The sequence below is a fragment of the Streptomyces viridiviolaceus genome (assembly GCF_014650995.1).
Classification (GTDB): domain Bacteria; phylum Actinomycetota; class Actinomycetes; order Streptomycetales; family Streptomycetaceae; genus Streptomyces; species Streptomyces viridiviolaceus.
The window spans coordinates 172,622-195,718 of sequence record NZ_BMWA01000008.1 but is presented as its reverse complement, the minus strand read 5'-3'; the positions used below and the strand labels follow the sequence as shown (position 1 = coordinate 195,718).

Genomic DNA, 23,097 nt, shown 5'->3' with positions numbered 1-23,097 from the left:
GGCACCGGGCGGGGGCGCGGACCGCGCCCCCGCCCGGTGCCGGACGCCCGCCTCAGCCCGCGAACGACGGCTGCGGCATCCCCTTCCCAGCGCCCGGCACCACCAGCAGTGAGCCCGCCACCGGATGCGGTGCCGTCAGGCCCACCCGGGCCGTGGTGACGTACAGGTCGGTCAGGCCCGCGCCGCCGAAGGCGCAGGCGGTGACGCGGGGGGCGGGGAGCCTGATCACCCGGTCCAGGTCGCCCGCCGGGGTGTAGCGGCGCACCGCCCCGCCGTCCCACAGGGCGACCCACACGCAGCCGTCGGCGTCCACGGTGAGGCCGTCGGGGAAGCCGGCGCCCTCCTCGACGGCGGCCAGCGGGCGCCGGTTCGTGATGTGCCCGTCCTCGACGTCGAAGACGTCGATCCGGCGGGTCGGGGAGTCGACGTAGTACATCAGCCGCCCGTCGGGGCTCCAGCCGGTGCCGTTGCTCACCGCCACGTCGTCGAGGACGACCTCGACCGCGCCGTCCCCGGTGACGCGGGAGAGCGTGCCGCCGCCGGGCGCCTCGTCGTAGCGCATGGTGCCGGCCCACAGGCTGCCGTCGGGGGCCACGGCGGCGTCGTTGGCGCGGCGGCCCGCCACGGGTTCCCTGTGCAGCCAGCGCAAGGAGCCGTCGGGGTCGAGCAGGCCGATCCCGTCGCGCAGGTTGAGGACGAGGCCGCCGCCCGCGCGGGGCAGCGCCGCGCCCACGTGCTGCTCGGTCGTGCGCACCGTGCGGCGTCCGGAGGCCGGGTCGAAGGTGTGCACCCGGCAGCCGAGGATGTCGACCCAGATCAGCCGGCCGGCCCGCGCGTCCCAGGCCGGGCCCTCGCCGAGGGTCGCCTCGGCGCGTACCGCCACCTCGTACGTCATGTCACGCTCCGGTGGCCGAGGCGCTCGGAGAGGTCGGCGGCGCCCTTGACGGCGAGCTCCTCCAGCTCCGCGCGCCGCTCCTCGCTCCAGCGGATCATGGGCACGGAGATCGACAGCGCGGCGACGACCTGTCCGGTGCGGTCGCGGACCGGGGCGGCCACGCAGGAGACGTCCGGGTTGGACTCGCGGCTCTCCACCGCGATGCCGCGCTCCCGGATCCCGGCCAGGGCCTCGCGCAGGCCGGCCGGGTCGGTGATGCTGTTCGGGGTCATGGCGGTCAGCTCGGCGTCGTCGGGGACGCGGGCGGCGAGCTCCGCCTCCGGGAGGGAGGCCAGCAGCATCTTGCCGACGGAGGTGCAGTGGGCGGGCAGCCTGCGCCCGGCGGCGGAGACCATGCGCACCGCGTGGGTGGAGTCGACCTTGGCGATGTAGATGACGTCGGTGTCCTCCAGGATCGCCACGTGCACGGTCTCGTCGCAGGTCTCGGCGACGGTCCGGGCGACCTGCTGGCCCTCGGCGGCGAGGTCGAGGTGCTCGGCGTAGCGGGCGCCGAGCTGGTACGGGCGTACGCCGAGCCGGTAGCGTCCCGGCTGGCCGGGCAGGGGGACGATGTACTTGCGGGCGGCGAGCGTGGTGACCAGTTCGTGCACGGTGGTGCGCGGCAGCTGGAGGCGGCGCACGATGTCGGGGGCGGAGAGTGTGCCGTCCCCGTCGAGGAAGAGCTCGAGTATGTCGAGAGCCCGGGTCACGGCTGGTACGAGGCGTCCCATGTCCGGCCCCCTCCCTAGCTGTCTCAGGCGCCTGCGGTCAGAATATCCGGTGTTCGAGATATCAACAGGCGATCGGAATGGCGAACACAGGCTACTCATACTGTGTTTGGCCGGGCAATGGGCGGGCGGCAGGCGGCGGACGGCTCAGCTCCCCTCCCGCGTCTGTCCCAGCATGCCCCGCAGCCGGCGTGCCCGCAGGACCAGCTCCAGCTCGAAGCGGCGGTCCGGGTCGTCGATCTCGTCGCCCCACAGTTCACGGATCTGGCGCAGGCGGTAGCGGACGGTCTGCGGGTGCACCCCGAGCCGGGCGGCCACCTCGGGCGCCCCGCCGCGGGTCTCCAGCCACGCCAGTAACGTTTCCGCAAGTCGTCGCCCGTGGGACGGCCCGCAGTGGGACAGCGGGGCCAGCACGCGCAGCGCCAGGTCGTCGATCAGCTCCTCGGGCTGGAGCAGCACCAGCGCCTCGGTGTGCTCCGTGCAGTACAGCACCTCCCCGGCGGGCAGCAGCCCGCGTTCCATCAGGCCCACGGCGGCCTCCGCCCAGCGCAGCGACTTCGCCGCCCCGGTGAGCGGCACGGGCGGGCCGATCGCCCCGGCCCAGCCGGTCAGGGCGCGGTGCACCAGCTCGGGACGGCCGGCGGCGTCCGGATCGGGCACCACCATCCGCGGCTGCTCGCACTCCAGGTCGAGCAGCACCTCCTGGCCCACCGCGGGCGCCACCGCCTCCCGCGCCGGGCGCAGCAGCACGCCGACCGCGACCGTCTCCGGCAGTGGCCAGCCGATCCGTGCGGCGCGTTCGGCCAGCGCGTCGGACGCCTCGTCGCCGTGGCGTTCGGCGAGCAGCAGCTCCATCAGCCGGCGCTGGAGCCGCAGGCGTTCCCCGGCCTGACGGGCGGCTGCCTCGGCGTAGCCGCGCACGGACTGGTCGACCAGGCCGTCCAGGTACTCGTAGCCGGCGTCGACCAGCTCGTACATGGCCGGCGGCGGTATCTCGACGCGCTGGCCGATGTCGGCGAGCCTGCGCCAGGCCAGGCGTACGCCCATGCGGTAGATCGCCTGGAGGGAGTCCAGGGAGCGGCCGTGCAGGCCCTCGCCGCGGCCGAACGCCTGGAAGACGCCGGGCGGCACGGTGGGGCGGCCCGACGCGTCCCGGGCGTGCTCCAGGTGCTGCACGAAGACCTCGATGGCGCGGCGGATGCCGATCAGGGCCATCGGCTCGCCGGAGTCGTCGAGGACGACGGGCAGGTGGGGGTACTCGCGCCGGATCTCGCGCAGGATCTCCTCGGCGAGTTCGGGTGCCTCGGCCATGGCCATCGCCGTGAACCGGCGGGTCTGGAAGCGGGGGACGTCGTTCCAGGCCGAGCGGGCGGGCGCGCCGCCGGGTCGGGCGGTCTCGGGAAGCACCGGTCAGCCTCCCTGACCCGCATGCTCGTAGGTGATCAGTGGGGTGCCGGGCTGGTCGGGGGTCGCCTGGAGCAGCGCGACGACACCGCGTGCCGCACCCACGGCGAGGGCCGCGGCGAGCGCGACGGTGAGCGCGGCGGCGAGCAGTCTGGACATCGCAGGGTCAGCCTCTCTGTCAGGAAGGTGTCCGACAGCCGGCCCGAAGGGCCGTGCGGTCCCACCCGGTGCACCACCCCTGCCCGTCGGCGCCCAGTGTCGGCAGGACATTGACACCGCGTCAAGAGGCGCCTACGGTTCCCGGCCCATAGGGGATGCCCGGGTGGACGTCGTACCGACTCACACCCTGGAGCGCCCGGATGCGCCGTACGTCCTCGCCCTTTTCCCTCGTCCTGCTGGGTATCGGCACGTTCCTGCTGGTCCTGGCGCCGATGCTCGCCTGGTACGTGGCACCGCGTGCCGCGGTCAACCCGATCGACGTCGACACCACCGCCGTCTACACCGGCACCGGCAGCGTCTTCGACACCGAACGGATCGAGACCGTCCCGGACCGGCGGATCACCGTCACCCAGCGGGTGCGGGCCGACGTGGCGGACAGCGAACGCAGCGGGCACGCCGTCTGGGACGTGGTGACCACGGTCGACACCGACGGCTCGCTGCCGGCCGCCGACCCGCACGACGCCCTGGACTTCACCCCGCACCGCTGGGTCATGGACCGCACGACCACCGAGCCGGTGCACTGCTGCCAGGAGCACCCGTACATCGAGGGCGAGGCGTACCTGAAGTTCCCCTTCGACGTGCAGAAACGCTCCTACCGCTGGTGGGACAACACGCTCGGCGGCACGGTCGTCCTCCACTACCGGGGCACCGAGAAGGTCCAGGGCTACACCGGGTACCGCTTCACCGGCACCGTCCCGGCGGCGAGGACCGGCACCCGGCTGGTGCCGGGCAGCATCGTCGGCCAGCCGCGGCGCCCGCAGGTGGCGGCCGAGGAGTGGTACGCCAACCACGGCATCGAGCTCGTCGTCGACCAGCGCACCGGCCGGGTGATTCACGCGCAGACCGGGCCGCGGCGGACGCTGCGCGCGCCGGGCGGTCAGCGGGACGCGGCGGTGCTGCTGGACAGCCGGAAGCTCGCCTTCACGGACGCGACACAGCGGGAGGCGGTGCGGCAGGCGAAGCGGGACAGCGGTCTGCTGCGCCTGGTGGGCGAGACGCTGCCGATCGGTGCGGCTGTGGCCGGATTCGTCCTCGCGGTGACGGGTGGCGTTCCGGCGGTACGGGGGCGGAGTCGTCGTGTTCGTCCCGTCGCACCCGATACGCCCGGGACCGCGCTCACGAAATGATGTGCCGTCAGCTTCAACAAAGCCGGAAATTGTCACGTCCGTGAGTAGCCGTGGCGAACGGCTGGGCGAAAACTGTCCAACCCACCCGAGCACACCCTGCCCACATCCCCCTCCCAGGAAGCGCTCAGACCCCCCACAGCACGTCATCGCCGACCGGCCGGTCCCGTGTCGCGCGTCTCCTTCACTCCCCACGCCCCTCACACGTTCACCCGAGTTGGAGCACCCATGCCCCAGCACGTGCCGTCCTCGCTGCGTGCCGCGTCCGCCGGCGTACCGCCGCAGCGCCTCCCGGCGCTCCCCCCACACCCGCGCCGGATCACCTTCCTCGCCCACCGCGACCTGGGCAATCCGTCCGCCGGCGGCTCGGAGCTGCTCGTCGACCGGCTCGCCGCCGGACTGACCCGGCTGGGCCACCAGGTCACCCTGCTGTGCGGCGGACCCGCCTCCTTCCGCGACTACCGCGTGGTGTCGGCGGGCGGCTCCTACGGCCACTTCCTGCGTGCCCGCTCCGCCTTCGCCCGCCAGGTCGGCGAGACCGACCTGCTGGTCGAGGTCTGCAACGGCATGCCGTACCTGGCGCCGCTGTGGCACCGCGGCCCCACCCTCTGCCTGGTCAACCACGTCCACACCGATCTGTGGCGGATGCGGTTCGGCGGGCCGCTGGCCCCGGCCGCGCGGATCGGCCGGAGACTGGAGCACTGGGCGCTGACCGGTGTGCGCCACCGCGGCCCGGTGGTCGCCGTGTCGCCGTCCACCGCGCACGCGCTGCGCGCCATGGGCGTGGCCCGGACCCGCATCCGGGTCGTGCACAACGGCGTGGCCGAGCCCGGCCCGTGCGCCGACCGCTCCCCCGAGCCGCTGTTCGTGGCGGTGGGCAGGCTCGTCGAGTACAAGCGGATCGACCTGCTGCTGCGGCTGTGGGAGCGGGTGCGCCCGGTCACCGGCGGCCGGCTGCTGATCGTCGGCGACGGCCCGGAGCGCGGGCGCCTGGAGCGGCTGGCCGGCCCCGGCGTCGAGTTCACCGGCCATGTCACGGAGGCGGAGAAGCACCGTCTGCTGTGCGCGGCCTGGCTGCTGCTGCATCCGTCGGCGGTGGAGGGCTGGGGCCTGGTGGTGACCGAGGCGGCGGTGCGCCGAACGCCGACGGTCGCCTTCGACGTACCCGGCCTCAGGGACTCCGTGGCCGACGGCGTCACCGGCGTCCTCGCGCCCGGTGAGTCGTCGTTCGCCGCCGCCTGGTGCACGTTGGCCCTGTCCGGGCGGCGGCGGGAGCTGATGGGGAAGGCCGCGCGTGACCGTGCGGCGCGCTACCGCTGGGACGGAACGGTGCGGCAGTTCCGGGCGGTGGCCATGGAGGCGGTGAGGGGCTGGGGGACGTGACGCCTGTGCGCCGGGTCGGTGAAGTGGTCGCGCGACTGCGGGTTGTGTGCGGCTCGTCGCGCCCGCGCGGCGGACGCGGCTCGTCGCGCCCGCGCGGTGGAGCCGCGGACGCATCAGCCCCGCGCCCCTCGGAGGGCGCCGTTCGGCACCTGCGCGTCAAGGACCCCTCCCTGCGGCGCTCCGTCGCCCTCTTCCGCGCCTTCCTCCGCGAGCAGGACGATCCGGAGACGTGCTACTCGCTGCTCGCCCGCGATGCCGCCGACCAGCTGGAGGCGTACGACGGTCCGCTCGCCGGCCGCACGGTGGTCGACGTCGGTGGTGGCAGCGGGCACTTCACCGCCGAGTTCCGGCGCCGCGGCGCCCAGGCCCACCTGTTCGAACCGGACGTGCGGGAGCTGGGCGAGAAGCCGCCGGAGGGGACGGTGATCGCGGACGGCTACCTGCTGCCGCTGCCCGACGGTGTCGCGGACGTCGCGTTCTCCTCCAACGTGCTGGAGCACGTGGCCGACCCGCAGACCTTCCTCAGCGAGCTGGCCCGGGTGACCCGGCCCGGCGGGCTGATCTACGTGTCGTTCACCAACTGGCTGTCGCCGTGGGGCGGGCACGAGTGGGCCCCGTGGCACTACCTCGGCGCCGAGCGGGCCCGCGCCCGCTACCGGCGCCGCACCGGCCGGGCCGCCAAGCACACCCTCGGCGAGAACCTCTTCCCGGTCCATGTCGGCAGCACGCTGCGGCAGGTGCGCGCCCGTGACGACGTCACGCTGGTCGCGGCGCGCTCCCGCTACTGGCCGTTCCTCGCCGAGGCCGTCGTCAGGGCGCCCGTTCTGCGCGAGGTGGCCACCTGGAACCTCCTCCTCATCCTCCGGCGGTGTCCTTCATGACGACCACGGTCCAGGCTCCTCCCCCGGCAGCCGTCCCCACCTCCGCGAACACCGCGGGCCCGCCGGACGGTCCGCGCTCGCGGCGCTGGCTGCTGGGGTTCTGGGCCGTGGTGCTCGTGCTGTTCCTGGCGGTGCACCCGGGCCGGCAGACCTTCGACACCAAGCTGGGCGTGACCGTCGACCCCGGCCGGTTCCTGGCCGGCCTGGGCCAGTTGTGGCACGACCAGGGCTCGTTCGGCGGGATCCAGGACCAGTACGTCGGCTACCTGTGGCCGATGCTGCCGTTCCACTGGCTGGGCGACCTGGTGCGCCTGCCGGTGTGGCTGACCGAGCGGCTGTGGCTGTCGCTGATCGTCTCCGTCGCCTTCTGGGGCGCGCTGCGGCTGACCGAGCGGCTGCGCGTCGGCAGCGGCGCGACCCGGCTGCTCGCGGGCGTGGCGTACGCGTTGTGGCCGGTGTTCACCGGCGTGGTCGGCTCCACGTCGGCCGCCGCCCTGCCCGGCGCCCTCCTGCCGTGGGTGCTGCTGCCGCTGACGGACGAGCGGTACGCCGCCCGGGTCGCGGCCCTGCGCTCGGCGCTGCTCGTGCCGTTCATGGGCGGTGTGAACGCGGCCTCCACGCTGGCCTCCCTGCTCCCGGTCGGCCTGTACCTGCTCTCCCGGCCGCCGGGCCCCCGGCAGCGCAGGCTGATCGCCTGGTGGGCGCCGGCGGTGATCGTGGTGACGGCGTGGTGGTGGATCCCGCTGCTGCTGCTCGGCGTCCACGGGGAGAACTTCCTGCCCTTCATCGAGACCGCCGAGACCACCACGTCCACCATGTCGGCCACGGAGGCGCTGCGCGGCGCCGGGAACTGGGTCGCTTATCTGCACTTCGGCGAGGCATGGCTGCCGGCGGGGTGGACGGTGGCGTCCTCGGCCGCCGTCATCCTCTGCTCGGCGCTGGCCGCCGGGCTGGGCCTGGCCGGGCTGGCCCGGCGGGACATGCCGGAGCGGCGCTGGCTGGTGCTGACCGTGCTGGTGGCGGCGCCGGTGCTGCTCGCCGGGTACGGCGGCGCGTCCGGTGCCCCGTTCCACGGGGTGGTGCAGGACTGGCTGGACGGCCCGCTGTCGCCGTTCCGGAACATCTACAAGTTCCAGACCGGACTGGCACTGGCGCTCGTGCTGGGGCTGGCCCACCTCGTGGGCACGGCCGCCGCGCCGCGCGGGGTCCGCGGCCGGGCGGACGGACGCCGGTTCCTTCCCCCCGCGGCGGCCGTCCTGGTCCTGCCCGGACTGCTGTGGCCGTACCTCAACGGCTCGATCCTCAGCCCCGGTTCGTTCCAGCGGATCCCCGCCTACTGGCAGGCCACGGCGGACTGGCTGGAGAAGTACTCCCCCGACTCGCGCGCCCTCGTCGTACCGGCGACCGCGCACGGCATCCACACCTGGGGCTCCCCCATCGACCAGCCGCTCGACGTGGTCGCCGGCTCCCGCTGGGCGCAGCGCGACCACGTCCCGTTCGGCACCCCCGGCAACCGGCGCGCGATGGACGCCGTCGAGCAGGCCCTGACGACCGGCGCCGAGGTGCCGGGGCTCGCCGACCACCTGAGCCGCGCCGGAATCTTTTACGTCGTCGTGCGCAACGACCTCGACCCCGACCAGATCGGCCACGTGCCGACGACCACGGTGAAGCGGACCCTGGAGCAGTCCGGGTACGAGCGGGTGACGGGGCTCGGGCCGGTGATGACCGGCGGCGTGATCGCGGACGACACCCCGCTGCAGGTCGAGGGCCTGTATCCGCGGCAGCGGGCGGTGGAGATCTACCGTCCGGCGAGCGAGGACGTGCCCCGGCCCGGACCGGCCCGCCTCTCGCCGGTCGCCGCCACCGCCGTGGTCTCCGGCGGTCCGGAGGCGCTGCTGCCGCAGGCGACCGAGCTGCGCGGCCGGCCCACCGTGCTGACCGGCGACCGCCACCCGGGCCTCGGCACCCCGCAGCTGCAGGTGACGGGCGACGGGCTGCGCCGGGCGGACACCCGGTTCGGGCTGGTCAACGCCAACACCTCGTACACGTACACCCGTGACGAACGCAACGCGCCGGACGCCGTGCAGAACCCGGGCGAGGAACCGCACCAGATCCTGCCGTCCGAGGGCCTGGCCCACCAGACGGTCGCCGAGCTGCGCGGTGCCCGCTCGGTCACCGCCTCCTCCTACGGCAACTGGCTGTTCCACCTGCCGCAGTACGACCCGGTGAACGCCTTCGACGGCGACCCGGACACCGCCTGGACGGAGGGCGCGCCCGGCTCGCCTGACGGGCAGTGGCTGCGCATCGGCTTCAGCAGGTCGTACGACATGCCGGGCTCGTTCGCGGTGACGCCGCTGCCGCAGGACGGGGTGCGGGCGGCGGCGACCCGGGTGCGGGTGGAGACCGAGCGGGGCGAGGCGACCAGCTTCCTGCGGGCGAACGGCACGACCCAGACCGTGCGGGCGCCCGAGGGGGCGACGGACTGGATGAAGCTGACGATCGTCGACTCCACCGCCCGCGACGCCCACTTGACCGGCGCGGGCTTCGCGGAGGTCGACCTGCCGGACGTCCAGGTCACCCGTCTGCTGCGGCTGCCCACCGACGCGGCCGGCTCCGACGCCGCCGCCGAGATCGTCTCCCTGCACCGCGCGGCCGACCCGACCGGCCTGTCCCCGACCGGCACCGAGGCGGGCCTGCACCGCCGCTTCGGCACGGCCGCGAGCGGCACGTTCGAGGTACGGGCGAGCGCGGTGCCGGTGCCGGGCGCGGAACTCGACCGGCTGCTGTACGAGGTCGCCCCCGGGCAGCGGAGCCGGATCACCGCCACCGCCGACTCCACGGCCCGCCTGGGCGCGGGCCTGGCGGCGCGCAACCTCACCGACGGCGACCTGACGACGGCGTGGATCGCGGGCGACCGGCCGACCGTCCATCTGCGCTGGGAGGGCAAGGTGCCGGTGGACGAACTGGTGCTGGCCGCCGCGGGCGGGCTGTCCACGCGGCCCACCGAGGTCCGCATCAGCTCCCCGGACGGTGCCGCGATCGCCGGCGTGGACAAGAACGGCCTGGCCCGTTTCGGCCCGATCACCACCGACCGCCTCGACATCACGGTCACCGGGACGGCACCGCTGACCCTGCACAACCCGGTGGCCGGCGAAGAACTCCAGCTGCCGGTCGGCCTGACCGAGGCCTACCTCCCGGCGCTGGAGCAGCACCGCACCCCGCAGCCGGACGCCGGAAGGGAGTTCACCCTGCCGTGCGGGCAGGGGCCGGACGTGGCGCTGGACGGCAGGCTGTACCGGACCGGTGTCCGGGGCACCGTGGGCGACCTGGTCGAACGGCGGCCGGTAGAGGTGACCCTGTGCCAGGAGGGCCGCAGGTCCGCCGGGGTGGAGCTGACGGCCGGTGAGCACCGGCTGGAGGGCGGGGACGACGGCGCGCTGACGCTGACCGGCGTGACCCTGACCCGTGGCTCGGTCAGCGACCCGCCGGCCGGGCGTGAGCTGGAGGTCCGGGACTGGCTGGGCGACCGCCGCGAGGTCGGCGTCGGCTCGGGCGCGGCCTCGTACCTGACCATGTACGAGAACTTCAACGACGGCTGGAAGGCCACGCTCGACGGCGAGGAGCTCACGCCGGTGCGGCTGGACGGCTGGCAGCAGGGCTGGCACGTCCCCGAGGGCGCGGGCGGCTCGGTGAAGCTGTCGTACGAGCCGGCCACGACGTACGACGCCGCGCTGATCGGCTCCGGTGCCGGCATCGCCGCGCTGGTCGGCCTGGTGCTGTGGCGGCGGCGCGCGCCCGGCCCCGACGCGCCGCAGCCGGTTCCGCCGCTGCCCGGTCCGTGGCTCGGCACGGTGGCGCTGACGCTGGTCGGCGTGGTGATCGCGGGCCCGTCGGCGCTGCTGGTGCCGGTGTTGGCGGTGGTGGCGTGGCGGCGGCCCGCGCTGCTGGTGCCGGTGGCCTTCGCGGCGCCGGCCGGGGCCGGGATCGCCGCGGCCTTCGGGGCCGGGGAGCCGCCCGGCGCGGGCGACGGCGCGTTCGGTCACGTCGCGCAACTGCTGGCGCTGATCGGTCTGTTCGCGGCGCTCGTGAGCTGGGGTCCACGACGGGACGCCGATCCGGAGGCGCCGACCCGGCCGCTGCCCCGGGTGGCGGACGCAGAGGATCGCGCGGATCACGGAGAGCCCGCGGATCACGGGGAGCGGGCCGGGCACGGGCAGAGCACCGGATACGGGCAGAGCACCGGACACGGGGAGCGGACCGAGTACGGGCAGCGCGCCGGAGACGAGCAAAGTGCCGGACACGAGCAGAGTGCCGGATACGGGCAGAGCACCGGACACGGGGAGCGGACCGAGTACGGGCAGCGCGCCGGAGACGAGCAGAGCACCGGACGCGGGCAGAGCACCGGGTACGGGCAGAGCACCGGACACGAGCAGCGTGCCGGATACGGGCAGCGCGCCGGACACGAGCAGAGCACCGGACACGGGGAGAGGGGCGAGCGGGCATGACCACCGCCGAGGGGCGAGCGGGCGTGACAAACCCACCGGTACGCATTCCGTTCCCGGTGGTGGACGAGGTGGCCCGGCACTGCCTCCTGCGGGAGGAGCCGGAGACGGTCCACATCGAGGTCCGTCTCCCCGGCCCCGTCGATGTGGCCCGGCTGCGCAAGGCCGTCGCCGAGGCCCTGCTGCGTCACCCCCGCATCCTGATGCGGGAGGCGCCGGGGCCCTGGTACCGCCGCCGTTACGAATGGGAGCTGACCGACGCCCCCGACGTGGACGTGGTGCGCGTGGCACCGCCGGGGCCGGGCGCGCTGCGGGACGCGCGGACCCGGGCGCTGACCGAGGCGCCCCCGCTGTCGGCGGCGCCGCCGGTCCGCCTAGAGGTGGTGGAGGGCCGGGGAACGGTACTGGTGCTCACCGTCAACCACACCGCCCTCGACGGCCCGGCCTGCCTGCGGGTGCTGGCCACGGCGGCGGAGCTGTACGGCGGCCGGGACAACTCCCCCGCGGCACCGCCCGTACGCACCACGGCCGAGGCCCCCGAGGACAGCACCGCCCCTTCCCCCTGGACCCGCCCGGCCCGGGTGGCCCCGGGTACCCCCGAACCCTGCCCGGGCAACGGCAACGGCGTGCTGGTCGCCGAACTCGCCCTCCCCCACCGCCCCGCGGGCTCCCCCTACACGGTCAACGACCAGCTCATGGCCGCCACGGCGCTGACCGTCGCCCACTGGAACCGGGAGCACGGCGCCCGCCCCCGCCCCCTGCGCATCACCATGCCGGTCGACGACCGCCCCCGGGACGCGGACATGCCCATCGGCAACGGCACCCGGCTGGTCGAAGTCCCCTTCTCCCCCGAGGAGCTGACCGGCTGCGCCCTGCCCGAGCTGCTGCGCCGCACCGCCACCCGCACCCGCGCCCTCAAGGCGCTCCCGCGCCCCCAACTCGGCCGCGGCGCCGCCCTGCTGACCTCTCCCTGGGCCCCGGTCGCCGCCCGCGCCGCCCTCACCCGCGCCCTGCGCCGGGCCGTCGCGCCGTGGACGTCCACGACGTTGCTCAGCAACCTCGGCCGCATCCCCTACCCGCTGGACTTCGGGGAGGAGGCCGGCCGGGCGGACGCGGTCTGGTTCTCGGCCCCGGCCCGCATGCCGCGGGGCCTCACCGTCACCACGGCCTCCACCGCGGGCCGCCTCCACCTGGTCCTGCGCTGGTCGCGGACGCTGCTCGGCCCCGGCGACGGCGCCCGTCTGCGGGACCTGTTCGAGCACCACCTGCACACCACGGAGGTGACCTCGTGACGACGGCCCCCGCCCGGCCCCCGGAGCTGCGCGACTTCTACGAGAACCCCGACGTCCCGGTCGCCTCCGGCGCACCCCGCAGCATCCGCCAGGCCCGCATGCTGGCAAAAGCGCTGAGGGGCGGGGAGCGCCCGCAGACCGTCCTGGACATCGGCTGCGGCGACGGCACCGCCGCCGCCACCGCCGCCCCCTGCCTCCGCGGGCACCGGATCGTCGGCGTCGACTGGTCCCAGGACGCCCTGCGCCGCGCCCGCACCCGGCTGCCGTACGCGGTGCGCGGCGAACTCACCGGCGGGGGGCTGCCGTTCGGCACCGGCACCGCGGACGCCGTGCTGTTCAGCGAGGTGGTCGAGCACCTGGTGGACCCGGACGCCGCCCTGGACGAGATCCGCCGCGTGCTGCACCCCGGCGGCCACCTGATGCTGTCCACCCCGAACCTGGCCGCCTGGTACAACCGCGCCCTGCTGCTGGCCGGGGTCCAGCCGGTGTTCTCCGAGGTCAGCCTGCGCGCCGTGCACGGCCGCCCCGGCTCCGAGGTGGTGGGCCACCTGCGGCTGTACACCGCCCGAGCGCTGCGGGAGTTCGTGACGGCGGCCGGCTTCGACGTCGTACGTCTGGCCGGGGCGCCCTTCCACGGGGTCCCGCGCCCGCTGCGTCCGCTGGACCGGCTGGCCTGTGCCCGGCCGCCGCTGGCGTCGATCCTGTTGCTGCACGCGCGCCGAACGTAGGGGGGACGTGTCGGATGTGGTGGGGAGTGGCCGCGGCCTTGCTGGCGAACGTGCTGTACAGCACCGGTTTCGTCCTGGAGAAACGGGCGCTGGCCGCCCTGCCGGAGGTGAGCGTGCGCCGGCCCGCCCGGATGCTGCGCCTGGTGCTGGGCAGCCCGCTGTGGATCGCCGGCTCGCTGGCGCTGGCCTCCGGGTTCGCCGCGCAGCTGGTCGTCTACCGCACGCTGCCGATCGCCGCCGCGCAGGGCATCTTCGTCTCCGGGCTGGTGCTGCTGGTGCTGCTGTCGTCCCGGCTGCTGGGCGAGGAGACCAGCGGCCGGGAGCGGTACGCGCTGGCCGCGATCCTCGCCGCGCTGCTGATGGTGGTGCTGTCGCTGCGAGAGGGCGCCGAGACGGTGAGCGAGGGGGCGCCGTACCCGCTGGTGCTGCTGGTGTGCGTGCCGTCGCTGGCGGCCGGGGTGTGGCTGTACCGGTCGGCGGAGCGCCGCGCCGTCCGCCGGCACCGGCTGCCGACGGCCGGCGTCGAGTACGGGGTGGCGGTCGGCCTGCTGTACGGCGTCAGCTCGCTCGCCGTCAAGGGTGTCTCGGGCCGTCTGTCGGCCGGCGCGTGGGACAGCGCCCTGCAGGCCGTCCTCCGCTCCCCGTACCCGTACCTCCTCCTCTTCACCGGCGCGTTCGGCCTGGTCATGTCGCAGGCCGCGCTGCAACGCTGCCGGGCCTCCCTGATCGTGCCGGTGTGCACGACCGTGACCTGCCTGTACACGGCGGTGCTCGGCACCCTCTCGTTCGGCGAGGCGCTGCCCGAGGACCCGGCCCGGCTGACGCTGCGCGTCACGGGCACGGTGCTCGCCCTTGCGGTGCTCCTGGGCATGCCGAAGCACGACGCCGCACCCCGACCCCCCATCGGCGCCAAGGAGCTGACCCCGCCATGAAGCCCGACGACCCGCTGCTGAGGATTCTCGCCTGCCCGCTCGACAAGGGCCCGCTGCACCTGCTCGCCCCGGAGGCAGGCTCCGCCGAGGGGGAGTCGCTGTACAACCCCCGGCTGCACCGCCGCTACCCGATCGTCGACGGCATCCCGCAGTTGCTGCCGTCCTCGGGGGTGCAGGTCACGGAGGACGAGCACGAGAAGCTCCTGAAGCGGATGGTGCCGTGACGGGCGCCGCACCGCGCACCCCGGCCGCCCGGCTGGCACCGCTGCTGCCCCGGCGCCTGGTGGCGGCGACGGCACGGGCGGTCTACCCGCGCTTCGAACCGGAGCTGGCGCGGCTGCCCGAGCTCTGCCCGCCGGGCTGCGGCACGGCCGTCGACGTCGGCGGCTGGTACGGCCCGTGGACGCACCGGCTGGCCCGGCGTGCCCGCGAGGTGGTCACCGTCGAACCGGTCCCCCATCTGGCGCGGCTGCTGGCCGCCGGCGCCCCGGCGAACGTGCGCGTGATCCGGGCCGCCGCCTCGGACCGCCCGGGCGTCGCCCGCCTGTGGCTGCCGCCGGACGACGCCGGCGACCGGGGCGTTTCGTCCCTGGTCCGCCGCGACATCCACGCGCGTGCCCTGGACGTGCCGTGCGTCGCCCTGGACGACCTCGGCCTGACGGACGTCGGCTTCGTCAAAGTCGACGTGGACGGCAGCGAGGCGGCGGTGCTGCGCGGGGCGACGGGCCTACTGGCACGGGACCGGCCGGCCCTCTTCGTCGAACTGGAGTCCCGTATCCAGCCGGTCGCGCCGGTGGTGACGTACCTGTCGATGCTGGGCTACGACGGCTGGGTGCTGCCCGGCGCCACCTGGGTCCCGCTCGCCTCCTTCCCCCTGGAGTCCCACCAGGCCGCCGCCTCCTGGGTGGTCACGCGCGGCCTGCTGCCCCGTGTCCTGCCCTTCCGCTCCGGCCCCCGCTACGTCAACTCGGTGCTGTTCCTGCCGGACGGCCGCCGCCCGGGAGCGCGTCCGGTGGGCGACGATGGTGCGCATGCCGACCGGAAAGCGCCCCGCTAGCCCCTTCACGAGGCTCGACTTCCAGCTCGTCCTGCTGCGCCGCATGGCCGACCACAACCCGGGCCTGGTGGAGGACGCCCGCCGCGAACTGGGCGCCTCGCTCACCGACATGCGCGAGGCGAACAGACGCTGGCAGGCGATGGTCCGCTCGCCACGCTCCCGCTCGGCCGCCTCGCGCTACCGCTCGGTCCTGGGCGAACCGGAGTCGGTGGTCCCCCGCCGGATCGGCGACCTGGAGTGCGAGGCCCGCCTGTGGCCGCTCCCGCTCTGGCCCGACCTGCGCTTCGAGATCCTCGTGGCGGGCAACGGCGCCGTCTGGAACGAGTGGCTGGTCCGCGCGCCCGGAGCAGAGGGCCCGCAACTGCGCACCCTGGACGACCTGACCCCCTGGTCCTGCACGGTCGACGAGGCGGCCCGCGCCTTCTCCCCGGCCCGCCCCCTCCAGGGCTCGGCGCCGACCCGCTGGGGGCTGGCCTTCACGGCGCCGGACGCGCGGGGCGTCCGGCGCGAGATCGTCGCGGAGTTCACGTGGGGGCTGCTGCAGCGGACGGCGGTCAGCGGGTAGCCGCCAGCACGGCCTCGACGACGCGCGGCAGCGACCCGGGGTGCAGCCACAGGAACAGGTTCGGTTCCACCAGCTCCAGTTCCATCACGCAGGGCCGCCCGTCCGCCCCGTCCACGAGGTCGACACGGGCGTACAGCAGCTCGGGCGCCTCCGGTACGGCGGCCAGGGCGCGCTCGGCGACGGAGAGTTCGGCCGGGGTCGGGGTCCACGGCTCCAGGCCGGGATGCGCGACCTTGCGCTCGTCGTACGGCGTCCCGGGCGTGAGGACGGCGCCCTTGCGGCCGACGTGCAGCAGGCGCCCGCCGAAGAACTGCAGCGCCCGCTCGCCGGTGGTGTCGATGCCGCGCACGTACGGCTGCACCATCGCCGTGAGCCCCTCGGCGTGCATCCGCTCCAGCTGCCCCAGGGCGGTGGCGTGCCGGTCGGGCGTGTAGCGGGCGGCGAAACGGGCTCCGGCGCCGGAGACGGGCTTGACGACGTACTCGTGGTCGTCGGGGAGGTCGGCCGGGTCGCCGGGTGCCAGGTACCGGGTGGGGACGACGGGCACGCCGGCCGCCGCGAGGTCCCCGAGGTACCGCTTGTCGGTGTTCCACCGCACGACCCCGGCCGGGTTCGCCAGCCGCGTGACCTTGCCGCACGCCTCGGCCCACGCCGTGAACTCCGCCGCCCGCCAGCTGTAGTCCCAGGTCGAGCGGATCACGGCGAGGTCGAAGGAGGCCCAGTCGACGCCGGGGTCGTCCCACACCTCGGCGGAGGCCTCGGCCCCGGCCTCCCCGAGCGCCCGCACCAGCACCGGCAGGTCGCGGTCGACGCTGGTCTGCGGCCCGGGCCGGCAGGTGACGAGTGCGATGCGGGGCACGACGGCCTCCTCCTCGTACGGGTGTCTGACCGCTCGGCAGGCTAACAACCGTCACCGCAACCGGAACAGGCCGCTTGACCTTCCCCTTCGGTGAAGCCACAGCATCGGTGGCGGAACGGAGGGGGTGCTCGATGGACGAGGGCATGCTGACGATCGGCGCGTTCGCCAGGGCCTGCCGGCTGTCGCCGAAGGCGCTGCGGCTGTACGACGAGCTGGGGCTGCTGCGTCCGGCCCGGGTGGACCCGGACACCGGGTACCGCTACTACGCGGCCGGGCAACTGGAGCAGGCGCGGCTGGTGGCGTGGCTGCGGCGGCTGGGGATGCCGCTGGCCGGGATACGTCGGGTGTGCGCCCTCGACGACCCCTCGTCCGCCGCCCGGGAGGTCCGCGCCTACTGGGCGCGCGTCGAGCGGGAGACGGCGGCCCGGCGGGACCTCGCCGCGTTCCTCGTCGATCAGTTGTCGGCCGAGTCCGTGGAGGAACCTCCCATGCTGGAACTGCGCTGCTTCGCCCACTCCGATACGGGCCGCGTGCGGCCCGCCAACCAGGACACCGCCTACGCGGGCGCCCGGCTGCTGGCCGTGGCCGACGGGTTCGGCCCGGCGGGTGCGCCCGCGAGCAGCGCCGCCGTGGAGGCGCTGAGGTTCCTCGACACGGCTCAGGTGCCGGCGGGCGGGGTGCTGAACCTGCTTCAGGACGCGGTGCGGGGCGCGGCCGAGGCGGTGCGGGACGCGGCCGGCGGCACGGATGGCGCCGGCACCACGCTGACGGCGCTGCTGTGGACGGGGTCGCGGCCGGCGCTGGTGCACATCGGCGACTCGCGGGCGTACCTGCTGCGCGACGGCGAGCTGTTCCGCATCACCCACGACCACACCATGGTCCAGTCGATGGTCGACGAGGGCCGGCTGACGGCGCAGGAGGCCGCCGCCCACCCGCAGCGCGCGCTGCTGCTGAAGGCGCTCACCGCACACGGCCCCGCCGCCTCCCCGGACCTGCGGCTGCACGACGCCCTCCCCGGCGACCGCTACCTGCTGTGCTCCGACGGCCTGTCCGCCGTACTCCCCGAGGACCGGGTGCACCGCCTGCTCACCGGCACCCCGGCCGCCCCGGACACGGCGGCCCGGCGCCTGGTCGACGCGGCGAACGACGCCGGCGGCCCGGACAACGTCAGCTGTGTGGTGGCGGACGTGGTGCAGACGGCGGCCCAGGTGTATTGACCTGAAGCGTTGTTCACGCGGCTGATGGGTGGGTGGCCGCCGAGTGCGGTGTGGCAACGGTGGTGGTCGGGGGAGCGTGCACGGCGTCGCGGAGCAGACGGGAACGGCCGGACAGGCCCCTAGCGGCCCTCCTCCTCCGGATCCCAGTCCAGCAGGCGGACCTTGGCGACCGTGCGGACGTGGCGGCGCATCGCGGCCGCCGCCTGACGGGGCCGCCGGGCCGCGATCGCGTCGAGGATGGCCCGGTGCTGGGCCAGGGAGCGGGTGGGCCGGCCCGGCTGGCGCAGGGACTCGGTGCGGCTCTCGGCGATCTGCTGGGCGATGGAGCGCATGAACTCCGCCAGCAGGCTGCTGTGCGCCGCCGCCGTCACCGCCGCGTGGAACAGACGGTCGCCGTCGACCCCGTGACCGCCGCCCTCGATCTCCTCGGCCATGGTGACCAGCGCGGACGTCATGGCGGCCAGGTCCTCGTCCGTGCGGCGCTCGGCGGCGAGTTCGGCGAGCTTCGTCTCCAGCGCCTCCCTGGCCTCCAGGACGTCCGGGAGGCGCCGTCGGCGTTCGACCATCTCCTCGACGGGTTCGACGTCCAGGCTGTCCCGGACGAGGTACGTGCCGCCGCCGTGCCGCGCCTCGACCAGGCCCTGGACCTCCAGGACCACGATCGCCTGCTTCACCGAGGCCCGGCTCACGCCGAGCCGCTGGGCCAGGTCCCGTTCGGGCGGGAGCCGGTCACCGGCGCGCAGGCCGCCCTCGGCGACGTACTGCCGCAGCCGCTCGAGGACCTGCTCGTACAGGCGCTGCTTGGTCATGGGGCGCAAGGCGTCGGTCACGGGTCCCCCTCTCGCGGGGAGCGTAACACCGGGCAGGCCGATGGCTGAGTGGCTGAGCCAATTCTTGCGTGACCCCTTGACGTCCGCTCCCGGCGAGCCCACGCTGACCAGCCAACCGCACCTCCGAAGTGGCTCAGCCACTCGTCCACTCGCCGCTCGATCAGGGACCCAGACGGGAGCCCGCATGTCCCCCGAACTCATCTCGATCCTCGTGCTCGTCGTGGTGTTCGTCATCGCCACCACCCGTTCCGTCAACATGGGCGCGCTCGCCTTCGCCGCCGCGTTCGGCGTCGGCACGCTCGTCGCGGACCTCGACGCGGACGGCATCTTCGCCGGCTTCCCCGGCGATCTGTTCGTCGTCCTCGTCGGCGTCACGTACCTGTTCGCGATCGCGCGGGCCAACGGCACCACCGACTGGCTGGTCCACGCCGCCGTCCGGCTGGTCCGCGGGCGGGTGGCGCTGATCCCCTGGGTGATGTTCGCCCTCACCGGCGCGCTCACGGCGATCGGCGCGGTCAGCCCGGCGGCGGTCGCGATCGTCGCGCCGATCGCGCTCAGCTTCGGCACGACCTACGGGATCAGTCCGCTGCTGATGGGCGCGATGGTGGTGCACGGCGCCCAGGCGGGCGGCTTCTCGCCGATCAGCATCTACGGCTCCATCGTCAACGGCATCGTCGAGCGTGAGCATCTCCCGGGCAGCGAGGTCGGCCTGTTCCTCGCCTCGCTGCTGGCCAACCTCGTCATCGCGGCCGTGGTGTTCGTGGTGTGCGGCGGACGGAAGCTGTGGGCACGGGGCGCTGAGCCCGCGCACGAGGGATCCGGGGGACCGGACGGCACCGGCGGCGGCTCCGCGACCGGGCCCGCCCCCACCGGGACCGCCACCGCCGTCGCCGCTCCCCCGGCCGCCCCCGGCACCGCCCCGGCCCGGCTCGACCCCGCCCGGATCGCCACCCTCACCGCGCTGGTCGCCCTCGTCGTCGCCGTCCTCGGCTTCGATCTGGACGCCGGTCTGACCGCGGTCACCCTCGCCGTCTTCCTGAGCACCGCCTGGCCGGAGGACAGCCGCCGGGCGGTCGGCCAGATCGCGTGGTCCACCGTCCTGCTGATCTGCGGTGTCCTGACGTACGTCGGCGTCCTTCAGGAGATGGGCACCATCACCTGGGCCGGTGAGGGCGTCGGCGGCATCGGCGTGCCGCTGCTGGCGGCCGTGCTGCTGTGCTACATCGGCGCGCTCGTGTCCGCCTTCGCCTCCTCCGTGGGGATCATGGGGGCGTTGATCCCGCTGGCGGTGCCGTTCCTCGCGCAGGGAGAGATCGGTGCGGCCGGCATGGTGGCGGCGCTGGCGGTGTCCGCGACGGTCGTGGACGTCAGCCCGTTCTCGACCAACGGCGCCCTGGTCCTGGCCGCAGCACCGGAGGCCGACCGCGAGCGCTTCTTCCGGCAGTTGATGGTGTACGGAGGGATCGTCGTGGCGGCCGTACCGGCGCTGGCGTGGCTGGTGCTGGTCGTGCCCGGCTTCGGGTAGGCCCACGGCAGGAAACCCGGCAGCCCCGAGCAACAGCTAAGGAGTACGACGCGTGTCCTCTCTCTTCCCGGCCCTGACCGGAACCCCGGCCGACCGGCCCGCCCTGCGGTTCGGCGAGCGCTCCCTGACCTACGCGGAACTGGCCGCCGCGGCCGGCGCCACGGCCGGAGCCATCCGGGACGCGCGGCGGGTGGCCGTCTGGGCGACGCCGACGATGGAGACGGCGGTCGCCGTCGTGGCGGCGCTGCTCGCCGGCGTGGCCGCCGTGCCGCTCAACCCCAAGTCCGGGGAGAAGGAGCTGCGGCACATCCTGTCCGACAGCGCCCCGTCGCTCGTCCTCGCCCCGCCGGGCGGTGAACTGCCCGCGCCGCTCGCCGGCCTGCCGCGCCTCGACGTCGACGTGCACGCCACCGGCCTGGTACCCGACGACAGCGGCCTCGACGAGGCCACGCCCGCGCTGGTCGTCTACACCTCCGGCACCACCGGCCCGCCGAAGGGCGCCGTCATCCCCCGGCGGGCGGTGACCGCGACGCTGGACGCGCTCGCCGACGCCTGGCGGTGGACCGGCGACGACGTGCTGGTGCACGGGCTGCCGCTGTTCCACGTGCACGGGCTGGTGCTGGGCACCCTCGGCCCGCTGCGGCGCGGCGGATCGGTACGGCACCTCGGGCGGTTCGGCACGGACGGCGTCGCCCGTGAGCTGAGCTCCGGCGCCACCATGCTGTTCGGCGTCCCGACGATGTACCACCGCATCGCCGAGGCCCTGCCGCAGGAGCCGGAGCTGGTCAAGGCGCTCGCCGGGGCGCGGCTGCTGGTCTCGGGTTCCGCCGCGCTGCCCGTGCACGACCACGAGCGCATCGCCGCCGCGACCGGGCGCCGGGTCATCGAGCGGTACGGCATGACGGAGACGCTGATGAACACCAGCGTGCGCGCCGACGGGGAGCCGCGCGCGGGGACCGTGGGCGTGCCCCTGCCGGGGGTCGGACTGCGGCTCGTGGCGGAGGACGGCACACCGATCACGGAACTCGACGGCGAGACGGTCGGCGAGATCCAGGTGCGCGGAGCGAACCTGTTCACCGAGTACCTGAACCGGCCCGACGCCACCGCCGCCGCCTTCACGGCCGACGGCTGGTTCCGCACCGGCGACATGGCGGTGCGGGACGCGGACGGCTACGTCCGCATCGTCGGCCGCAAGGCCACCGACCTGATCAAGAGCGGCGGGTACAAGATCGGCGCCGGGGAGATCGAGAACGCCCTGCTGGAGCACCCGGGCGTGCGGGAGGCCGCCGTGACCGGTGAGCCGGACGCGGATCTCGGCGAGCGGATCGTGGCCTGGGTCGTGCCGGCGGACCCCCAGTCCCCGCCCACGCTCGACGAGCTGGCCGACCACGTCGCCGGCCGCCTCGCCCCGCACAAGCGGCCCCGCGTCGTCCGCCACCTCGACGCCCTCCCGCGCAACGACATGGGGAAGATCATGAAGCGGGCGCTGACCCATGACTGACCGGCTCTCGGCCCGCGAGGTCCTGGCCCTCGTCACCGACGACTTCGCGGAACTGACCTACCCCGAGAGGGAATCCGGGCCCGACGGGCCGCTCGGCTGGCGCGGCTACGACGCCGCCCGCGCCCGCGCCGCCGAGCGCACCGGCGAGACGGAGTCCGTCGTCTGCGGGACCGGCACCGTGGACGGCGCCCGGGCCATGCTGATCGCGTTCGAGTTCGGGTTCCTCGGCGGCTCGCTGGGACAGCGCACCGGCGACCGGCTGGAGGCGGCGTACGAACACGCCCGCGCCCACCGGCTGCCTGTGGTACCGCTGGTCGCCACCGGCGGCAGCCGGATGCAGGAGGGCATGCTCGCGCTGACCCAACTGCAGCGGGTGGCCCGGCAGTCGGCGCTCACCCGCCGGGCCGGGCTGCCGCAGATCGCCGTGCTGCGGGATCCGGCCACCGGCGGCGGCTGGGCCACGCTGGGCGCGGGCGCCGACGTGGTCCTGGCGCTGCCCGGCGCCCAGGTCGGCTTCGCCGGGTCCCGGGTGCGGCCGGCGGACGCCGACCCGGCGGCGTACACGGCCGAGGCGCAAGTGGCGGCGGGCTCGGTGGACGCCGTCGTACCGGCCGGGGAGCTGCGCGGGACGCTGGGGCGGTGGCTGCGGCTGCTGACCGCGCCGTCGAGCGACCCGGCGCCCGTGCCGGACCCGCTCGGCGAGACCGGCCCGCCGGCCACCGGGTGGGACGCGGTGCGGCGGGCCCGGTCACCCGAACGCCCGCGCGCCCGGGCTTACCTGGACGCCTACTTCACCCATCGCGTCGCCCTGTGCGGCGACCGCTCGGGCGGCACCGACCCGGACGGCATGCTGTGCGGCTTCGGTGAGCACGAGGGGCGGACGGTGGCGTACGCGGCCCAGACCGGGGCGGCGACCCGGCCCGCCGGGTACCGCACCGCCGCCCGGCTGGTCCGCCTCGCGGACCGGCTGGGGATCCCGGTGCTGACGCTGGTGGACACCCCGGGCGCGGCGAACGACGCGGAGGCGGAACGGCAGGGCGTGGGCGCGGCCATCGCCGATCTGTTCGGCGAGGTGGCCTCGGTGCGCACGCCGGTCACCACGCTGGTGATCGGCGAGGGCGGCTCGGGCGGCGCGCTGGCGCTGGCCGCGCCCGGCAGGACCTGGGCCACGCCGGACAGCTACTTCTCCGTCATAGCGCCGGAGCTCGCGACGGCGATCCTGAAGCGTCCGCCCGGGGAGACGGAGACGACCGCTGCTCAACTGCGGCTGCGTCCACAGGACTTGACCGAGCTGGGCGTGGTGCGGGACCGGCCGTGATCCGAACAGGGGAGCAGTTGTTCCCTGGAACAGGTGATCGTCGCTCCTGAGATCGACCGTGGCACGCGCGGCCCGGGATACTTACGGTGCGCAAGCGA

Annotated in this window: 20 protein-coding genes; 14 read left to right on the top strand and 6 right to left on the bottom strand. The window is 74.9% G+C overall.

What is annotated here, in order from left to right; all coding sequences use genetic code 11:
- Positions 1 to 52 precede the first annotated feature (52 nt).
- The 4 genes from IE260_RS13360 to IE260_RS13345 all read right to left on the bottom strand — a co-directional run bounded on the left by IE260_RS13360 (position 53) and on the right by IE260_RS13345 (position 3,225).
- The gene (locus tag IE260_RS13360; protein WP_189871303.1) at positions 53 to 895 is read right to left on the bottom strand and encodes an SMP-30/gluconolactonase/LRE family protein; all 843 of its coding nucleotides are present in this window, start codon (positions 893 to 895) and stop codon (positions 53 to 55) included.
- Positions 892 to 1,665, bottom strand: coding sequence for an IclR family transcriptional regulator (locus tag IE260_RS13355; RefSeq protein WP_189871302.1), 774 nt, complete (start codon positions 1,663 to 1,665; stop codon positions 892 to 894). The genes IE260_RS13360 and IE260_RS13355 overlap by 4 nt, the downstream gene beginning before the upstream one ends.
- Positions 1,666 to 1,809: 144 nt before the next feature.
- On the bottom strand, positions 1,810 to 2,979 hold the full coding sequence (locus IE260_RS13350) for a PucR family transcriptional regulator (RefSeq protein ID WP_229880745.1): 1,170 nt from the start codon (positions 2,977 to 2,979) through the stop codon (positions 1,810 to 1,812).
- 93 nt (positions 2,980 to 3,072) lie between these two features.
- Positions 3,073 to 3,225, bottom strand: coding sequence for a hypothetical protein (locus IE260_RS13345; RefSeq protein ID WP_189871298.1), 153 nt, complete (start codon positions 3,223 to 3,225; stop codon positions 3,073 to 3,075).
- A 200-nt stretch (positions 3,226 to 3,425) separates the two neighbouring features.
- Between IE260_RS13345 and pgfA the strand changes: the two genes are divergently transcribed.
- From pgfA to IE260_RS13295, 10 genes are all read left to right on the top strand, one after another.
- Positions 3,426 to 4,412 carry a cell envelope lipid trafficking protein PgfA gene (gene pgfA / locus IE260_RS13340; RefSeq protein ID WP_189871296.1) on the top strand — a complete coding sequence of 329 codons (987 nt, stop codon included), beginning with the start codon at positions 3,426 to 3,428 and terminating at the stop codon, positions 4,410 to 4,412.
- Between the two features lie 225 nt (positions 4,413 to 4,637).
- A complete protein-coding gene (locus IE260_RS13335; RefSeq protein WP_189871293.1) occupies positions 4,638 to 5,792 on the top strand; it encodes a glycosyltransferase family 4 protein in 1,155 nt (384 codons plus the stop codon).
- A gap of 170 nt (positions 5,793 to 5,962) precedes the next feature.
- Positions 5,963 to 6,673 (top strand): class I SAM-dependent methyltransferase, encoded by a 711-nt coding sequence (locus tag IE260_RS13330; RefSeq protein ID WP_373303338.1) that lies wholly within the window; start codon positions 5,963 to 5,965, stop codon positions 6,671 to 6,673.
- Positions 6,670 to 11,178, top strand: a complete 4,509-nt coding sequence (locus tag IE260_RS13325) for an alpha-(1->3)-arabinofuranosyltransferase domain-containing protein (protein WP_229880725.1) — start codon at positions 6,670 to 6,672, stop codon at positions 11,176 to 11,178. Before IE260_RS13330 ends, IE260_RS13325 begins: the two co-directional genes overlap by 4 nt.
- A complete protein-coding gene (locus IE260_RS13320; RefSeq protein ID WP_189871292.1) occupies positions 11,175 to 12,467 on the top strand; it encodes a condensation protein in 1,293 nt (430 codons plus the stop codon). Before IE260_RS13325 ends, IE260_RS13320 begins: the two co-directional genes overlap by 4 nt.
- Positions 12,464 to 13,195 carry a class I SAM-dependent methyltransferase gene (locus IE260_RS13315; protein WP_189871290.1) on the top strand — a complete coding sequence of 244 codons (732 nt, stop codon included), beginning with the start codon at positions 12,464 to 12,466 and terminating at the stop codon, positions 13,193 to 13,195. Before IE260_RS13320 ends, IE260_RS13315 begins: the two co-directional genes overlap by 4 nt.
- A 26-nt stretch (positions 13,196 to 13,221) precedes the next feature.
- Positions 13,222 to 14,127, top strand: a complete 906-nt coding sequence (locus IE260_RS13310) for a hypothetical protein (protein ID WP_189871288.1) — start codon at positions 13,222 to 13,224, stop codon at positions 14,125 to 14,127.
- Entirely contained in the window at positions 14,124 to 14,351 is a 228-nt protein-coding gene (locus tag IE260_RS13305; RefSeq protein ID WP_189871286.1) for a Trm112 family protein, read from the top strand. Before IE260_RS13310 ends, IE260_RS13305 begins: the two co-directional genes overlap by 4 nt.
- Positions 14,348 to 15,184 (top strand): FkbM family methyltransferase, encoded by an 837-nt coding sequence (locus IE260_RS13300; protein WP_189871284.1) that lies wholly within the window; start codon positions 14,348 to 14,350, stop codon positions 15,182 to 15,184. Before IE260_RS13305 ends, IE260_RS13300 begins: the two co-directional genes overlap by 4 nt.
- Positions 15,150 to 15,749 (top strand): hypothetical protein, encoded by a 600-nt coding sequence (locus tag IE260_RS13295; protein ID WP_189871281.1) that lies wholly within the window; start codon positions 15,150 to 15,152, stop codon positions 15,747 to 15,749. Before IE260_RS13300 ends, IE260_RS13295 begins: the two co-directional genes overlap by 35 nt.
- Here IE260_RS13295 and IE260_RS13290 read toward each other — a convergent pair.
- Complete coding sequence (locus IE260_RS13290) at positions 15,739 to 16,608, bottom strand: ATP-grasp domain-containing protein (protein WP_189871279.1); 870 nt, start codon at positions 16,606 to 16,608, stop codon at positions 15,739 to 15,741. The genes IE260_RS13295 and IE260_RS13290 overlap by 11 nt on opposite strands.
- A gap of 131 nt (positions 16,609 to 16,739) precedes the next feature.
- On the opposite strand from IE260_RS13290, the gene IE260_RS13285 reads away from it, so the two are divergent.
- A complete protein-coding gene (locus IE260_RS13285; RefSeq protein WP_189871277.1) occupies positions 16,740 to 17,825 on the top strand; it encodes a MerR family transcriptional regulator in 1,086 nt (361 codons plus the stop codon).
- A gap of 119 nt (positions 17,826 to 17,944) precedes the next feature.
- Here IE260_RS13285 and IE260_RS13280 read toward each other — a convergent pair whose 3' ends face one another.
- A complete protein-coding gene (locus tag IE260_RS13280; protein WP_189871275.1) occupies positions 17,945 to 18,655 on the bottom strand; it encodes a FadR/GntR family transcriptional regulator in 711 nt (236 codons plus the stop codon).
- A 184-nt stretch (positions 18,656 to 18,839) separates the two neighbouring features.
- Here IE260_RS13280 and IE260_RS13275 point away from each other — a divergent pair, with 184 nt between their 5' ends.
- The 3 genes from IE260_RS13275 to IE260_RS13265 are packed head-to-tail and all read left to right on the top strand — an operon-like array spanning position 18,840 to position 22,999.
- Positions 18,840 to 20,180, top strand: a complete 1,341-nt coding sequence (locus IE260_RS13275; RefSeq protein WP_189871274.1) for an SLC13 family permease — start codon at positions 18,840 to 18,842, stop codon at positions 20,178 to 20,180.
- 52 nt (positions 20,181 to 20,232) lie between these two features.
- On the top strand, positions 20,233 to 21,681 hold the full coding sequence (locus IE260_RS13270; protein WP_189871272.1) for an acyl-CoA synthetase: 1,449 nt from the start codon (positions 20,233 to 20,235) through the stop codon (positions 21,679 to 21,681).
- Positions 21,674 to 22,999 carry a carboxyl transferase domain-containing protein gene (locus IE260_RS13265; RefSeq protein WP_189871270.1) on the top strand — a complete coding sequence of 442 codons (1,326 nt, stop codon included), beginning with the start codon at positions 21,674 to 21,676 and terminating at the stop codon, positions 22,997 to 22,999. Before IE260_RS13270 ends, IE260_RS13265 begins: the two co-directional genes overlap by 8 nt.
- Positions 23,000 to 23,097 lie beyond the last annotated feature (98 nt).

Bases quoted from the DNA above. Each gene is read 5' to 3' on its own strand.
- IE260_RS13360 (WP_189871303.1), bottom strand. From the start codon at position 895: ATGACGTACGAGGTGGCGGTACGCGCCGAGGCGACCCTCGGCGAGGGC.
- IE260_RS13355 (WP_189871302.1), bottom strand. From the start codon at position 1,665: ATGGGACGCCTCGTACCAGCCGTGACCCGGGCTCTCGACATACTCGAG.
- IE260_RS13350 (WP_229880745.1), bottom strand. From the start codon at position 2,979: ATGGCCATGGCCGAGGCACCCGAACTCGCCGAGGAGATCCTGCGCGAG.
- IE260_RS13345 (WP_189871298.1), bottom strand. From the start codon at position 3,225: ATGTCCAGACTGCTCGCCGCCGCGCTCACCGTCGCGCTCGCCGCGGCC.
- pgfA (WP_189871296.1), top strand. From the start codon at position 3,426: ATGCGCCGTACGTCCTCGCCCTTTTCCCTCGTCCTGCTGGGTATCGGC.
- IE260_RS13335 (WP_189871293.1), top strand. From the start codon at position 4,638: ATGCCCCAGCACGTGCCGTCCTCGCTGCGTGCCGCGTCCGCCGGCGTA.
- IE260_RS13325 (WP_229880725.1), top strand. From the start codon at position 6,670: ATGACGACCACGGTCCAGGCTCCTCCCCCGGCAGCCGTCCCCACCTCC.
- IE260_RS13320 (WP_189871292.1), top strand. From the start codon at position 11,175: ATGACCACCGCCGAGGGGCGAGCGGGCGTGACAAACCCACCGGTACGC.
- IE260_RS13305 (WP_189871286.1), top strand. From the start codon at position 14,124: ATGAAGCCCGACGACCCGCTGCTGAGGATTCTCGCCTGCCCGCTCGAC.
- IE260_RS13295 (WP_189871281.1), top strand. From the start codon at position 15,150: ATGGTGCGCATGCCGACCGGAAAGCGCCCCGCTAGCCCCTTCACGAGG.
- IE260_RS13285 (WP_189871277.1), top strand. From the start codon at position 16,740: ATGGACGAGGGCATGCTGACGATCGGCGCGTTCGCCAGGGCCTGCCGG.
- IE260_RS13275 (WP_189871274.1), top strand. From the start codon at position 18,840: ATGTCCCCCGAACTCATCTCGATCCTCGTGCTCGTCGTGGTGTTCGTC.
- IE260_RS13265 (WP_189871270.1), top strand. From the start codon at position 21,674: ATGACTGACCGGCTCTCGGCCCGCGAGGTCCTGGCCCTCGTCACCGAC.